Consider the following 15,332-nt stretch of genomic DNA (forward strand, 5'->3'; position numbering starts at 1 on the left):
CGGTCGGGACCGCCATTTATACAAAGAAAAGAACGAAACAAGTTGTTTCGTATTTTTTTATTTATTTTTAAGAAAACTTATAAAGACAGTCAATCTTTCCTTAGGACAACTCCTAAGGTCTTTTTTATATGTTCAAAATGAAACAAAGTGAAAAAATCTGTATAATAAAAGACAGGGAATATTGAGAGTAAGGTAGGTGAAACCTTTGAATAGATATGAAATAAAGACAACTTCTTCTGAAGAGACTCAACATTTATCAGAAAGGTTAGGACACCTTGTTAAGGAACAAGATGTGCTTATCTTAGAAGGAGATTTAGGTGCTGGAAAGACAACGTTTACAAAAGGTCTTGCAAAAGGCCTTGGTGTGAAACGAGTTGTAAATAGCCCAACATTCAACATTATTAAAGAGTATAAAGGCAGATTACCGCTATATCATATGGACGTGTATCGTTTAGCGGAAAGTGAAGAGGATTTAGGATTTGATGAGTATTTTTATGGTGAAGGCATAACAGTAGTAGAATGGGCTCATTTAATTGAATCTTTTCTGCCAAATGAGAAATTAAAAATAAGCTTGTTCCATACAGGTGATGATACAAGGGAAATTGTGTTAGAGCCAAGTGGTGAACGTTATATTAGATTATGTGAGGAGCTATTACAAGATGAAAGTACTAGCAATTGATACTTCAAATTATGTAATGGGGGTTTCTCTTATTGATGGAAATATTGTTGTCGGAGAAATCATTACGAATTTAACAAAAAATCATTCTGTACGCCTAATGCCAGCTGTAGAACAACTTCTGAAGGAATGTAGTGTAAAACCGAAAGAGTTAGGTAAAATTGTTGTAGCGGCTGGTCCTGGATCTTATACAGGAGTTCGAATTGGTGTGACTGTTGCAAAGACATTAGCTTGGTCATTGCAAATACCGATTGTCGGCGTGTCTAGTTTAGAAGTAGTGGCTGCAAATGGGTCAAATTTCGAAGGTGTTATTTGTCCATTGTTTGATGGGCGCCGCGGACAAATTTATACAGGCTTGTATACATATAAAGAAGAGCAGTTATGTTCTATAGAAGAGGATCGAATTGTTCTTATTGTTGATTGGTTACAGATGCTAAAAGATAAAGGGCAACCTGTTTTATTTATCGGTAATGATGTAGAGCAACATAAAGAAACGATTGTAGAATATTTAGGAGACCAAGCTGTATTTGCTTCTTGTACAAAGAATAACCCAAGGCCCAGTGAATTAGCATTTTTAGGATTACAAAAAGAGGAGCAAAGTGTGCATACATTTATCCCGAGCTACCTCCGTTTAGCAGAGGCAGAAACAAAATGGCTAGAAAGTCAAAAAAAATAGGGGTTATTAAAATGGATATTACATTTAGAAAGATGACGACTGATGATATTGCTCAAATTGTAGTAATTGAAGAAGCGTCATTTGCAACTCCATGGACTGCTGATGCATTTTATCGTGAACTGACGATGAATGAATATGCACATTATGTCGTGCTAGAAAAAGATGATATGGTAATTGGATACTGTGGATTGTGGATTATTATTGATGAATCACATATTACAAACATAGCCATTTTGCCAGAATATCGTGGCCAAAAACTTGGAGATGCTTTGCTAAAGGAAGTAATGGATCAGGCAAGAGAAATGGGAGCAAAAACGATGACACTCGAAGTAAGGGTTTCAAATGAAGTAGCGAAACAGTTATACCGAAAGTATGGATTTCAAAATGGTGGGATTCGTAAACGATACTATACAGACAATTATGAAGATGGTCTTGTAATGTGGGTGAATATATAATGGAAAAAAATACGATTATACTTGGTATTGAAACGAGCTGTGATGAAACAGCTGTAGCAGTTGTTAAAAATGGAACAGAAATAATGGCAAATGTTGTCGCTTCACAAATCGAAAGCCATAAGCGTTTTGGGGGAGTTGTACCGGAAATCGCATCTCGTCATCATGTAGAACAAATTACAGTTGTATTAGAAGAAGCTTTAAAAGAAGCGAACGTTACATTTGATAATATTGATGCAATTGCTGTGACAGAAGGGCCGGGTTTAGTAGGGGCACTTCTAATTGGTGTAAATGCAGCAAAGGCAATTGCCTTTGCTCATAATATTCCTCTTGTGGGTGTTCACCATATTGCTGGGCATATTTATGCGAATCGCTTAGTAAAAGAACTACAATTCCCTTTGTTATCACTTGTTGTTTCTGGGGGACATACAGAGCTTGTTTATATGAAAGAACATGGTTCGTTTGAAGTAATTGGCGAAACAAGAGATGATGCGGCAGGAGAAGCATATGATAAGGTTGCACGTACATTATCTATGCCGTATCCAGGTGGTCCTCATATTGATCGTCTTGCGCATGAAGGACGGCCAACGATTGATTTACCACGTGCATGGCTAGAGCCGGATTCGTATGATTTTAGCTTTAGTGGATTGAAATCAGCAGTTATCAACACTGTGCATAACGCAAAACAGCGTGGAGAAGAAATCGCGCCAGAGGATTTAGCGGCTAGCTTCCAAGCGAGTGTAATAGATGTACTAGTAACGAAAGCGGTACGGGCAGCAGAGGCATATGGTGTAAAACAAGTGCTTCTTGCTGGAGGGGTTGCAGCAAATAAAGGACTTCGTGCTTCTCTAGAGGAAGAGTTTGCTAAGAAAGAGGATATTGAGCTAATTATTCCACCACTATCCTTGTGCACAGATAATGCAGCGATGATTGCAGCAGCAGGTACAATTGCATATAAGCAAGGAAAACGTACATCATTGGCTTTAAATGCAAATCCAGGATTAGATATTGAAGCATAGTTATACACATAATTAATCACAAATTGTGGATAAAGCCCATATTATCTGTTGATAATGTGGGCTTTGTTGTGAATATAAAATGTGCATAACTTTTTTATGGTCTGTGTATAATGTGGAAAAGTTATTTTTATATTTATATAATAATGGTGGATATGTGTATAAAGTTGTGGATAATACTATTAAGGTCAGACCTTCGACGATAACTCTTTGTATTGAAAATAAACAAGGTAGTTGAATAATTTTCAACTACCTTGTTTTCATCATATGAATATATAGGGCTTATACGTGTAATTCTTCCCATTCCGCCATAAATTTTTCTAATTGTTCTTGTTTTGTCTGCTTTGTTGTTGTAATTTCACTAGCTCGTTCGTAGTCAGCATATACTTCGGGTAGACAAAGTTCTTCTTCTAATGTTGCAATTTCCTCTTCTAACTTTGCGATGTTTTGTTCAATGTCTTCAATTTTCCGTATACGTTGGCGCTCCAACTTCTTACGTTCTTTTTCTTCAAGATAATTTAATTTTTCTTGAGCGATATTCTTTTGGATTGGTGTATCCTCTTCTTGTTGTTCGAATTCCGCACGCTCAATCATTTCATTTTTCTTTTCAATATAGTAGTCATAGTCACCTAAATATTCTTGTGCACCATCTGTTGATAACTCAACAACTGTAGTTGTGACACGGTTAATAAAATAACGATCATGAGAAACGAATAAAAGAGTTCCTGGATAATCAATCAAGGCATTTTCTAAAATCTCTTTACTATTTAAATCAAGATGATTTGTTGGTTCATCGAGAATCAGTAGATTAGATTTTTGCATCATCAATTTTGCTAGAGCTAATCGAGCTTTTTGGCCACCACTTAAGGAAGATACAGGTTTTAATACATCGTCCCCTGTGAATAAAAAGTTACCGAGTATAGTGCGAATTTCTTTTTCTGGTTCTAACGGGTAATCGTCCCATAGTTCGTTTAAAACACGCTTAGATGATGTTAAGTTTGCCTGTTCTTGATCATAATATCCAATAGATACATTTGAACCGAAAGAAATTTCACCGCTTAACGCCTTCAATTTATTCACAATGGATTTTAATAATGTAGATTTTCCGATACCGTTTGGACCGACTAGTGCGACACTATCCCCTCGGGTCAAACGCATATTTACATGCCCAATAATCGGTTCTTCGTCATATCCAATTGAAACATCCTTTACTTGTAATACGTCGTTTCCGCTTTGCTTTTCGATATCAAAGTGGAAGGATGCAGACTTAGAGTCACTTAATGGTCTGGTTAGTAATTCCATTCGATCTAATTGTTTCTGACGACTTTGTGCACGTTTTGTTGTAGATGCACGAGCAATGTTTTTTTGGACAAAGTCTTCTAGCTTAGCAATTTCCTCTTGTTGTTTTTCGTAACGCTTCATTTCCTGTTCATATAGTGCGGCTTTTAAGTCTAAATATTTACTGTAGTTACCAACATATCGTTTGCTTTCCTTATTAGAAATTTCATATACTTGTGTGACAAGCTTGTCTAAAAAGTAGCGATCATGAGAAACGATTAAAATAGCTCCAGGGTAGCCTTGTAAATATTGTTCAAGCCATGTTAATGTATCGATATCTAAATGGTTTGTCGGTTCGTCCAAGATGAGTAAATCTGGTTTGGTTAATAGTAGTTTCCCAAGAGCAAGTCTTGTTTTTTGGCCACCACTTAACGTAGAAATCGTTGTTTGATGTGTTTCAACTGGAAAACCGAGTCCACTCAAAATGGAGCGAATATCAGCTTCATATTGATAACCGCCTTGATCTTTGTAGTCTAACTGCAATTGATCATAATCAGCGAGTAATCTTTCGTACGAAGTAGCATTTGAAAAGTTCTCTTCTTTACCCATCTCCTGTTCTAACCTTCGAAGTTTTGTCTCCATTTGCTGTAGATGTGTAAAGACAGTGAGCATTTCATCCCAAATTGTTAAGGAAGTTTCAAGACCGGTATTTTGAGCCAAATAACCAATTGAAACATCTTTTGGTTTTATCATTTCACCGCCATCATGAGATAACTCTCCAGCGATTATTTTTAACAATGTAGATTTTCCAGCACCATTTCGACCAACGAGTGCAATGCGATCTCTTGTTTGAACCTCCAATTTAATGTTTGCAAGAATTGTTTCAGCACCGTATAATTTTGAAAGCCCATTCACTTGTAATAAAATCAATGTTTTCACCTCAAATAATTTCTTAACTTTGCCATGTTTATATTTTTCAATCATACTAAAAATAGTGTATAGTTTAAAATAAAGAGAGAAGTCTTCTCTCTATTATACAAGGAAAGTCATAAGTGCTAAACTTCTGTATTTGTTTCAATCATATGAACAAAGATAGGAAGAGAGGAGAGGTTACATGGATCAGCAAAAGATTCCACAGGCCACTGCCAAACGATTGCCTCTATACTATCGATTTATCCAAAACTTATCTCTTTCCGGTAAGCAACGTGTTTCATCAGCGGAATTGAGTGAAGCTGTCAAAGTAGACTCAGCAACGATTCGAAGAGACTTTTCATATTTTGGAGCGTTAGGAAAAAAGGGGTACGGATATAATGTGAATTATTTACTATCATTTTTCCGTGAAACGCTCGATCAAGATGATATAACACGTGTAGCACTTATTGGAGTAGGTAATTTAGGGACCGCTTTCTTACATTACAATTTCACGAAAAATAATAATACAAAGATTGAAATGGCTTTTGATGTCAATGAAGAGAAAGTTGGAAAAGAAATCGGAGGAATTCCTGTATATCATTTAGATGAATTAGAAGAGCATCTAACAAGTGATATACAAGTGGCAATATTAACAGTACCTGCTACCGTTGCACAAGCTGTAGCAGATCGATTGGCCGAAACAAATATACACGGAATTTTAAATTTTACACCAGCACGATTAAATGTTTCAGAAAATATAAGAATTCATCATATTGATTTAGCTGTAGAATTACAAACACTAGTTTATTTTTTGAAAAATTATCCACAATAAAACGCAGAGGGNNCCCTCTGCGTTTTATTGTGGCTTTTTCTTTGTAAATTTGACTAAGATAAGTCGAAGCGCTAAATTAAAGTCGATTGTTGCCATAGCAGCAAACAGCAGTGTCCCAAAGTTCCAGATTGTATCTGTAACGTTCGTAATTGCGAAACGTATAAAGACGCACCCAAGAAGGAAATACAGTGCTGCCATGAACAATGGTGAATTTCTCATATTTAAAATCCTCCGATAAATCCTTGCATTTTTTCTGCTTCTTTAATCATTTCCTGTATTTGTTCGTTACTTATCATAACTTGAGCTAATGCAACCATCGTATTCATTGCAACATGTGCCATAATAGGAACGATAATGCGTTTTGTTTTTACATATAAAAAGGCGAATACAAGCCCCATAGCAGTGTATACCAATAGATGTGTAAAATCAAAGTGAATTGCTGCGAATACAAGTGAGCTAATAATAGCAGCGATAAAGAAGTTGAATCTCTTATACAATGTACCAAATAAAATTTTTCTAAAGACAATTTCCTCTAAAATGGGCCCCATTATCGATATAACAATAAGGAACCAAGGAGTAGTTCTTGCAATTTCCATTAAGCGAGCTGTGTTTTCAGAACCAGGTTTAATGCCTAATAAACGCATTTCGATTGTGCCTGCAATTGTTTGAGAAAAGAAAGCTAAAAAGAAACCAATAAAAACCCAACCAATTGTGGCAGGAACACTGGAACGTGTTGTGTCGAAACGGCTTTCGCGAATATCTGTTCGCAATAGCCAAAGGACAACACATAGCGCAATGAAAAAGCTAATAATTGCCCAATGACCAGTCATGATTTGTATTTTTTCATCTCGTGTTAAACCGCTATTATTATAAAATCCGGTTTTTGCAAGAAGCGGTAATCCGATGATACCTGATAATTGCATCAGAATATATGTAACTATAATCCACCAATATTGTTTTTTCAAATTGGTTAACCATCCTTTCTAACTCTAGTTTATGAGATAAGGCAGGATAACATGTAAGTATCCAGCCATGGATACATAATAACGGTCTCTATTATTATTTTTTTGTAAATCTTTCATCGAAAGTGAAATAGGAGACAGGAAAAAGCTGTACCTATAGAGAAAATAACTTATGGCATCTTTCATATTGTAACATACGGTAAGTGGAAAAGCTGATTCATATACAAAAGGCTTTTTGAGAATTATTTCTGTTATTGTTGCATAGAAAAAGTTTATATCACAATTTGCGAAAAAATTATGATTTTTTTACTTGCAAAAGAAAATTAGATTATTTATTATTATAAGTGTGTTAGCACTCGGGGAACTTGAGTGCTAATAAAGAAAATTTACATAGACAAATGAGGAGGTAATTGTTCATGCTAAAGCCATTAGGTGATCGCGTTGTAATTGAGCTTGTTCAAGCGGAAGAAAAAACAGCAAGTGGTATTGTATTACCAGACACTGCAAAAGAAAAACCACAAGAGGGTAAAGTTATTGCAGTAGGTACTGGTCGAGTGCTTGAAAATGGTGAGCGTGTTGCTTTAGAGGTAGCAGCAGGTGATCTTATCATCTTCTCAAAATATGCAGGTACTGAAGTGAAATATGAAGGTACAGACTACTTGATTTTACGTGAAAGTGACATTTTAGCAGTTATCGGTTAATTATATACATTTTAAAAATCCAAGGGGGTCAAATATTATGGCAAAAGATATTAAATTTAGTGAAGAAGCACGTCGTTCGATGCTTCGCGGTGTCGACACTCTTGCAAACGCAGTAAAAGTAACGCTTGGACCAAAAGGTCGTAACGTAGTACTTGAGAAAAAATTCGGTTCACCACTTATTACAAATGATGGTGTAACAATCGCAAAAGAAATCGAATTAGAAGATGCATTCGAAAACATGGGTGCAAAATTAGTAGCAGAAGTTGCTAGCAAAACAAACGATGTAGCTGGTGACGGAACAACAACTGCAACTGTATTAGCACAAGCTATGATTCGTGAAGGTTTAAAAAACGTAACAGCTGGTGCAAACCCAATGGGTCTTCGTAAAGGTATCGAAAAAGCTGTTGTTGCAGCAGTAGAAGAATTAAAAATGATTTCTAAACCAATCGAAGGTAAATCTTCTATCGCGCAAGTAGCTGCTATTTCTGCTGCTGACGAAGAAGTAGGTAAATTAATTGCTGAAGCAATGGAACGCGTTGGTAACGACGGCGTTATTACATTAGAAGAATCTAAAGGATTCACAACAGAATTAGATGTAGTAGAAGGTATGCAATTTGATCGTGGATATGCATCTCCTTACATGATTACTGATTCTGACAAAATGGAAGCAGTACTTGATAACCCATACATCTTAATCACTGACAAAAAGATTTCTAACATTCAAGAAATCTTACCAGTATTAGAGCAAGTGGTACAACAAGGTAAACCACTTCTTATCATTGCTGAAGATGTAGAAGGCGAAGCATTAGCTACATTAGTAGTGAACAAACTACGTGGTACATTCAATGTAGTAGCTGTTAAAGCTCCTGGATTTGGTGACCGTCGTAAAGCAATGCTAGAAGATATTGCGATTTTAACTGGTGGTGAAGTAATCACTGAAGAGTTAGGACGCGACTTAAAATCTGCTACAGTTGCATCTTTAGGACGCGCTGGCAAAGTGGTTGTAACGAAAGAAAATACAACTGTAGTTGAAGGTATAGGTAACACTGAACAAATCGAAGCTCGCATCGGTCAAATCCGTGCACAATTAGAAGAAACTACTTCTGAATTCGATCGTGAAAAATTACAAGAGCGCCTTGCTAAGCTTGCAGGTGGCGTAGCAGTAATTAAAGTAGGTGCAGCAACTGAAACTGAGTTAAAAGAGCGTAAACTTCGTATTGAAGATGCACTTAACTCAACTCGTGCAGCAGTAGAAGAAGGTATTGTTGCAGGTGGTGGTACTTCACTTATGAACGTATACACGAAAGTAGCTGCTATTTCAGCTGAAGGTGACGAAGCAACAGGTATCAACATTGTACTCCGTGCATTAGAAGAGCCAGTTCGTCAAATCGCAATCAACGCTGGTCTAGAAGGATCTGTTGTTGTAGAACGTTTAAAAGGCGAAAAAGTAGGCGTTGGTTTCAACGCAGCAACTGGCGAATGGGTAAACATGCTTGAGTCTGGTATCGTAGACCCAGCAAAAGTAACTCGTTCTGCACTTCAAAACGCAGCATCTGTTGCAGCAATGTTCTTAACAACTGAAGCAGTAGTTGCTGACAAGCCAGAACCAAATGCACCAGCAATGCCTGACATGGGCGGCATGGGCATGGGCGGTATGGGCGGCATGATGTAATTTCATCCGCTGGCAGAAAATCCATCTCTATTTAGAGGTGGATTTTTTGTTGTACACAGAAGAAAAATGATAGTAATAAAAACTTTATCGCAATGAGAAAATAATTTCTGTAGAATTTTGTCGCTTTCTCTCTTGACCGTATTGATACTTCATTGTTAGAATCTAGGAAGATAATATAAAACGAATCCTTCATATATCCTCAATGATATGGTTTGAGAGTCTCTACCGGGTTACCGTAAACAACCTGACTATGAAGGCAGTGTGTCTTATATTTATAAAGAGCGGAAGACTATCTTTATAAAGCCAGACCTCTGCCTTTTCTTTGTTATGAGACTGAGGGCGGAGGACTGGCTTTTTTTATTATATTGGTAATGCTTTTTGCCAAATTGGTAAAAATATTTATATACAGAACTAACGTTGGGGTGATTATTTTGAAAAAACAGCACGATACGATTATCGTTTTAGATTTTGGGAGTCAGTACAATCAGTTAATTGCACGTCGAATTCGTGAGTTCGGTGTATACAGTGAACTTCATCCACATACAATTACTGCAGAAGAAATTAAAGCAATGAATCCAAAAGGGATTATTTTCTCTGGTGGACCGAACAGTGTATATGGTGAAAATGCATTCCACTGTGATGAAAAAATCTTTGAACTAGGCTTACCGATCTTTGGTATTTGCTACGGTATGCAGCTTATGACAAAACACTTTGGTGGAAAAGTAGAGCGTGCAAACCATCGTGAGTACGGAAAAGCAGTTCTTAAAGTAGAGAATGAATCAAAATTATATACGAATCTTCCGGAAGAGCAAGTTGTATGGATGAGTCATGGTGACTTAGTAACTGGCTTACCAGAAGGATTCGTAGTAGACGCAACAAGTGAGTCTTGTCCAATTGCTGGTATGAGCAATGAAGCGCAAAACTTATACGGTGTACAATTCCATCCAGAAGTACGTCACTCTGAGCACGGTAATGATTTAATTAAAAACTTCGTATTCGGCGCGTGTGGTTGCTCTGAAGGTTGGAACATGGAGAACTTTATCGAAGTGGAATTAGAGAAAATCCGTGAAACTGTTGGCGATAAAAAAGTACTATGCGCACTTAGTGGCGGTGTAGATTCTTCTGTTGTAGCAGTATTAATTCATAAAGCGATCGGTGATCAATTAACATGTATTTTCGTTGACCACGGTTTACTTCGTAAAGGTGAAGCGGAAGGCGTTATGAAAACATTTAGCGAAGGCTTCCATATGAACGTTATTAAAGTGGATGCGAAAGAACGCTTTATGAGCAAGCTAAAAGGTGTAGAAGATCCAGAACAAAAACGTAAAATCATTGGTAACGAGTTTATCTATGTATTTGATGATGAAGCATCAAAGCTACAAGGAATGGACTTCTTAGCACAAGGTACACTGTACACTGACATCGTTGAAAGTGGTACAGCAACTGCACAAACAATTAAGTCTCATCATAATGTTGGTGGACTTCCAGAAGACATGCAGTTCAAATTAATTGAGCCTTTAAACACTTTATTTAAAGATGAAGTACGTGTATTAGGATCAGAACTAGGAATTCCTGATGAAATCGTATGGCGTCAACCGTTCCCAGGTCCAGGACTTGGTATCCGTGTATTAGGTGAAATTACAGAAGAGAAATTAGAAATTGTTCGTGAATCTGATGCGATTTTACGTGAAGAAATTATAAAAGCAGGCTTAGACCGTGAAATTTGGCAATACTTCACTGCACTTCCAGGTATGCGTAGTGTAGGTGTTATGGGTGACGAACGTACTTACGATTACACGGTAGGTATCCGTGCAGTAACATCTATCGATGGTATGACAGCGGACTGGGCACGTATCCCTTGGGATGTATTAGAGAAAATTTCTGTACGTATCGTAAACGAAGTAAAACACGTTAACCGTATCGTGTATGATGTAACGAGTAAGCCACCAGCAACAATCGAGTGGGAATAATATAAAATCCGTTTTTCTGAAAAGGATCCATCTATAACTTATGTAGATGGGTCTTTTTTTGTGATTTAACACGAACAAAAATGTAAGTTTGTTAAAAAACGTTCGTTTTTAAATTGACATATGCCTGTATGTGAGTTAATATGATTATGTAATTAATACAAAAAATGAATATTACAGCCGTCGTATAATATCGGGGATATGGCCCGAAAGTTTCTACCTAGCTACCGTAAATGGCTTGACTACGAGGCGTTTTAATAAAGGTAAGGGGAATCCTGCCTTTGTTTACAGAACGCTTCCATGTATACGCAATGGAAGCCTTTTTTATTTTCATAGATAAAAGAGGGCTAGGGAGGATTACGACGAGTAATCATATAACGGGGGAAACGTAGAATGAAACGTTATTTTCAGTTCGATGAGCTCGGTACGAATTACAAAACAGAGTTCATTGCAGGGTTAACGACATTTTTATCTATGGCTTATGTACTTTTTGTCAATCCTGCTACACTATCACTGGGAAACATTAAAGGATTACCAGCAGGAACAGGAATGGATCCAGGAGCGGTCTTTGTTGCTACTGCGTTAGCAGCGGCGATTGGGTCACTGATTATGGGGATTTTTGCAAAGTATCCAATTGCTTTAGCACCAGGAATGGGAATCAATGCATTCTTTGCTTACACAGCGGTGTTAACGATGGGGATTCCATGGCAAACAGCGATTGCCGGAACGTTAATGTCAGGTATTATCTTTATTATTCTTACTGCTTCGGGTCTTCGTGAAAAAATTATTAATGCGATTCCGTCGGAGTTGAAATTCGCGGTAGCAGCAGGTATTGGCTTGTTTATTGCTTTTCTTGGTTTTCAAAATGCTGGAATTATAGTGAAGAATGATGCTGTTCTTGTTGGATTGGGGGATTTAACAAAAGGCACAACATTGCTTTCTATTTTCGGTGTAGTGATTACAATTATCTTCATGATTAAAAAAATCAATGGTGCAGTTTTCTATGGGATGATTCTTACAGCAATATTAGGTGTAGCTACAGGATTGATTGATACACCAAAAGCTGTTATTGGTGCGATTCCAAGTTTAGAACCAACATTTGGTGTAGCGCTAAATCACTTCGGCGATATCTTCACTGTTCAAATGGCAATTGTTATTATAACGTTCTTCTTCATTGATTTCTTTGATACAGCGGGTACACTTGTAGCAGTTGCGAATCAAGCGGGATTAATGAAGGATAACAAATTACCACGTGCGGGAAAAGCGTTATTTGCAGATGCGATTGCGACCGTTATTGGTGCAATTCTTGGTACATCTACGACAACGTCTTACATTGAATCGTCTGCAGGGGTAGCAGCAGGAGGGCGTTCAGGATTTACAGCAGTTGTAACAGCGGGATTTTTCTTGCTAGCACTATTCTTTTCACCATTACTAAGTGTCGTAACAGCGGCTGTAACGGCACCGGCTTTAATTATTGTAGGGATTTTGATGGTTTCATCTTTAGGGGAAATTGATTGGAAGAAATTTGAGATTGCAGTACCGGCATTCTTTACGATTATTTCCATGCCACTTACGTATAGTATTGCAACGGGAATTGCAATTGGATTCATTTTCTATCCAATTACAATGGTTGTAAGTGGGCGCCGTAAAGAAGTTCATCCAATCATGCATGTAATGGGAGTATTGTTTGTACTATATTTCATCTACGTTCGTAAATAAAGGGGTTTTAAAAGGTCTAGACTAAGGGGAGTCTAGACCTTTTTTGCATCTTCAGAAAATCTTAAGGATTTCGTTCCGTTTTTCTTCAGAAGTTTTCTTATAATAAGGAATAGAGAGTTTAAAAGTTTTGGGGGGCGATATTGTGGGGCAAGAAACAATACTTGTTGTAGATGATGAAAAAGAAATTAGGGATTTAATTACAATTTACTTAAAAAATGAAGGATATAAAGTATTGCAAGCTGGGGATGGAACAGAAGGATTAGATATATTAGAGAAGAATGAAGTGCATTTAGTTGTGTTAGATATTATGATGCCAAAAATTGATGGGATTCATATGTGTATGAAAGTAAGAGAAGCGAAAGAGATGCCGATTATTATGTTGTCTGCGAAAACGCAAGATATGGATAAAATTTTAGGGTTAACAACAGGGGCGGATGATTATGTAACAAAACCTTTTAATCCGCTAGAATTGATAGCGAGAATTAAATCGCAGCTTCGCCGATATATGAAAATGAATGGATTTATTGTTCAAAATGAAAGCGAGATTGAACTTGGAGATATGAAGATAAATGTAGCAACACATGAAGTGAAAGTTATGGATGAAGAGGTGAAATTAACACCACGAGAGTTTTCTATCTTAGAGTTACTAGCGCGTAATTCAGGTATAGTCTTTAGTGCAGAGCAAATTTATGAAAATGTTTGGAATGAAAGATCCTTTCAATCTGATAATACGGTAATGGTACATATTCGAAAAATCCGTGAGAAGATCGAAGAGAATCCAAGAAAACCGCGTTATATTAAAACGGTGTGGGGAGTGGGGTATAAGATTGAAAAAGATATTTAAGCCGTTTACCTATGTATATAAGAAAATAAGAGGATTGATTGAAAGGATAGTAAAGAGTGTTCGGCGGAGCATACGAATCCAGCTTATTACTACTTTTACTGCTTGTGCGTTATTAGGAGTTTTGTCATCAAAAGCAGCAACCCCATTTTTTGAGAATGCGAATCGAGAAGCAACAATTGATTATAGGGTCGGGATGGAGCAAATTAATCGCGAAGCTCAAAATACAGCAGAAATGATGATGACTGACAATAAGATGGATGCTGTGCAAGATATGATAGAGGCTGAGAATCAACAAATAGAAGCGGGAAGAAAAGCTTTAAAAGTACTAATTACGGATGAGAACGGGAAGGTATTATATAAAACGAAGCAGGCGCAAGAGGAACAAATTAATTTGCATAATACAATTCGTAATGCTGCATCATTTGCTATTAACAACTCAAATTATAACTTTGAAAGTGCGAGAAAAGAATTTATAGCTTTTTCACCAATCACAATTGAAGATAAGAATTTATATATGTTTGTAAGTGGGATTCCTGAAGGAGAGGTGGTATATGAAACACAAGAAGGGCCGTTTCCATTTTTTATTGGTGTACTTGTATTTATTTTCTCTTTCTTCTACATAACAAAGAGAAAGATGAAGCGAATTGAAGCGATGGCACAAGGAGTAAAAGAAATAGAAAAGGGGAATTTGGCTTACCGTATTGAGAAAAAGGGAGAAGATGAGATTGCTGCATTGACAGAGAATATTAATAATATGGCAGAGGAACTCATGATTAATATTGAAAAAGAGCGTAAATTAGAAAAACAAAAAAACGAACTCATTACAAATGTATCGCATGATTTACGGACACCACTTACTTCTATTATGGGGTATTTACGATTGCTTCGTGATTCTAAATATGAAAGTAAAGAACAACATGACGAATATATGAGAATCGCTTTTGCGAAATCAGAGCAGTTGAAGAATTTAATAGAAGATTTATTCGAGTATACAAAACTAACGAATGAAAATATTGTATTAGAAAAACAGGAAGTGTGTATGAATGAACTCCTTGATCAATTAATAGAAGAATTGGTCCCGCAGGCAGAAGAACATGGTCTTGTATTTATTAAAAAGTTTCCTGAAGAACGTGCATATGCTGCAGTTGATTCAGAGAAGATCGTTCGTGTGTTTGAAAATTTATTAATGAATGCTATTAAATATAGTAAGGATAATGGGGAGATTAAAGTTTCTCTTGAAAGACAACGCCGTACTATTCAAATCTCTGTTGCAAATTATAGCGAAGAGTTTACGAGAGAAGAATTAGGGAACTTATTTGAACGCTTTTATAAGAAAGATCAATCTAGAAGTAGAGTAACAGAAGGATCAGGTCTTGGACTTGCGATTGCAAAAAGTATTGTAGAACTTCAGGACGGAGAAATTCGAGCTGAATACGGAGATGGAGTGATTCAGTTTATTGTTTCATTACCAATTATAGAAGGAAAGTAAAAAAGATGGTTTTATGGAAAGAAGGCTTACTTAATAGAAAGTAAGTCTTTTTTATATTTTTTTAAAAAAACATATTGACGGTTATATAAATGAAGTGTAATATTATACGAGTCGCCGATAGCAACAACGCAAAACG

Annotated in this window: 14 protein-coding genes and 2 riboswitches; of the genes, 11 read left to right on the forward strand and 3 right to left on the reverse strand. The window is 36.7% G+C overall.

Going from position 1 to position 15,332, the window contains the following annotated elements; genetic code table 11:
- The first annotated feature begins 205 nt into the window (after window positions 1–205).
- From tsaE to tsaD, 4 genes are read left to right on the forward strand one after another with little or no spacing between them, the layout of a single operon-like run.
- Window positions 206–679 (forward strand): tRNA (adenosine(37)-N6)-threonylcarbamoyltransferase complex ATPase subunit type 1 TsaE, encoded by a 474-nt coding sequence (gene tsaE, locus CN288_RS19365; RefSeq protein WP_026593360.1) that lies wholly within the window; start codon window positions 206–208, stop codon window positions 677–679.
- Window positions 660–1,352, forward strand: coding sequence for a tRNA (adenosine(37)-N6)-threonylcarbamoyltransferase complex dimerization subunit type 1 TsaB (gene tsaB, locus CN288_RS19370; protein ID WP_026593359.1), 693 nt, complete (start codon window positions 660–662; stop codon window positions 1,350–1,352). Before tsaE ends, tsaB begins: the two co-directional genes overlap by 20 nt.
- Before the next feature lie 11 nt (window positions 1,353–1,363).
- Entirely contained in the window at window positions 1,364–1,807 is a 444-nt protein-coding gene (rimI, locus tag CN288_RS19375) for a ribosomal protein S18-alanine N-acetyltransferase (RefSeq protein ID WP_026593358.1), read from the forward strand.
- Window positions 1,807–2,823 (forward strand): tRNA (adenosine(37)-N6)-threonylcarbamoyltransferase complex transferase subunit TsaD, encoded by a 1,017-nt coding sequence (tsaD, locus tag CN288_RS19380; protein WP_026593357.1) that lies wholly within the window; start codon window positions 1,807–1,809, stop codon window positions 2,821–2,823. Before rimI ends, tsaD begins: the two co-directional genes overlap by 1 nt.
- Window positions 2,824–3,102: 279 nt before the next feature.
- On the opposite strand, the gene CN288_RS19385 is transcribed toward tsaD, so the two are convergent.
- Window positions 3,103–5,028, reverse strand: a complete 1,926-nt coding sequence (locus CN288_RS19385; RefSeq protein ID WP_217994260.1) for an ABC-F family ATP-binding cassette domain-containing protein — start codon at window positions 5,026–5,028, stop codon at window positions 3,103–3,105.
- A gap of 184 nt (window positions 5,029–5,212) precedes the next feature.
- Here CN288_RS19385 and CN288_RS19390 point away from each other — a divergent pair, with 184 nt between their 5' ends.
- Window positions 5,213–5,842: a redox-sensing transcriptional repressor Rex gene (locus CN288_RS19390; RefSeq protein ID WP_026593355.1), complete on the forward strand. Its 630-nt coding sequence runs from the start codon at window positions 5,213–5,215 to the stop codon at window positions 5,840–5,842.
- 24 nt (window positions 5,843–5,866) lie between these two features.
- Here the strand turns inward: CN288_RS19390 and CN288_RS19395 are convergent, their stop codons facing one another.
- Both CN288_RS19395 and CN288_RS19400 read right to left on the reverse strand, forming a co-directional pair.
- On the reverse strand, window positions 5,867–6,061 hold the full coding sequence (locus CN288_RS19395; RefSeq protein ID WP_026593354.1) for a YdiK family protein: 195 nt from the start codon (window positions 6,059–6,061) through the stop codon (window positions 5,867–5,869).
- A 2-nt stretch (window positions 6,062–6,063) separates the two neighbouring features.
- Complete coding sequence (locus tag CN288_RS19400) at window positions 6,064–6,807, reverse strand: CPBP family intramembrane glutamic endopeptidase (RefSeq protein WP_026593353.1); 744 nt, start codon at window positions 6,805–6,807, stop codon at window positions 6,064–6,066.
- A gap of 413 nt (window positions 6,808–7,220) precedes the next feature.
- On the opposite strand from CN288_RS19400, the gene groES reads away from it, so the two are divergent.
- The 6 genes from groES to CN288_RS19430 all read left to right on the forward strand — a co-directional run bounded on the left by groES (window position 7,221) and on the right by CN288_RS19430 (window position 15,196).
- The gene (gene groES, locus CN288_RS19405) at window positions 7,221–7,505 is read left to right on the forward strand and encodes a co-chaperone GroES (protein WP_000917306.1); all 285 of its coding nucleotides are present in this window, start codon (window positions 7,221–7,223) and stop codon (window positions 7,503–7,505) included.
- A 37-nt stretch (window positions 7,506–7,542) separates the two neighbouring features.
- The gene (groL, locus tag CN288_RS19410; protein WP_026593352.1) at window positions 7,543–9,177 is read left to right on the forward strand and encodes a chaperonin GroEL; all 1,635 of its coding nucleotides are present in this window, start codon (window positions 7,543–7,545) and stop codon (window positions 9,175–9,177) included.
- A 169-nt stretch (window positions 9,178–9,346) separates the two neighbouring features.
- Window positions 9,347–9,448: riboswitch (purine riboswitch) on the forward strand.
- A 160-nt stretch (window positions 9,449–9,608) separates the two neighbouring features.
- Window positions 9,609–11,147 (forward strand): glutamine-hydrolyzing GMP synthase, encoded by a 1,539-nt coding sequence (gene guaA, locus CN288_RS19415; protein WP_141527990.1) that lies wholly within the window; start codon window positions 9,609–9,611, stop codon window positions 11,145–11,147.
- Window positions 11,148–11,306: 159 nt separating this feature from the next.
- A riboswitch (purine riboswitch) is annotated at window positions 11,307–11,409 on the forward strand.
- 128 nt (window positions 11,410–11,537) lie between these two features.
- Window positions 11,538–12,863, forward strand: coding sequence for an NCS2 family permease (locus CN288_RS19420; RefSeq protein ID WP_026593350.1), 1,326 nt, complete (start codon window positions 11,538–11,540; stop codon window positions 12,861–12,863).
- A 142-nt stretch (window positions 12,864–13,005) separates the two neighbouring features.
- Window positions 13,006–13,707, forward strand: a complete 702-nt coding sequence (locus CN288_RS19425) for a response regulator transcription factor (RefSeq protein ID WP_026593349.1) — start codon at window positions 13,006–13,008, stop codon at window positions 13,705–13,707.
- Window positions 13,691–15,196: a sensor histidine kinase gene (locus CN288_RS19430; RefSeq protein ID WP_098302902.1), complete on the forward strand. Its 1,506-nt coding sequence runs from the start codon at window positions 13,691–13,693 to the stop codon at window positions 15,194–15,196. Before CN288_RS19425 ends, CN288_RS19430 begins: the two co-directional genes overlap by 17 nt.
- Window positions 15,197–15,332 lie beyond the last annotated feature (136 nt).

It is taken from the genome of Bacillus sp. AFS023182, assembly GCF_002560575.1.
Lineage (GTDB): Bacteria > Bacillota > Bacilli > Bacillales > Bacillaceae_G > Bacillus_A > Bacillus_A arachidis.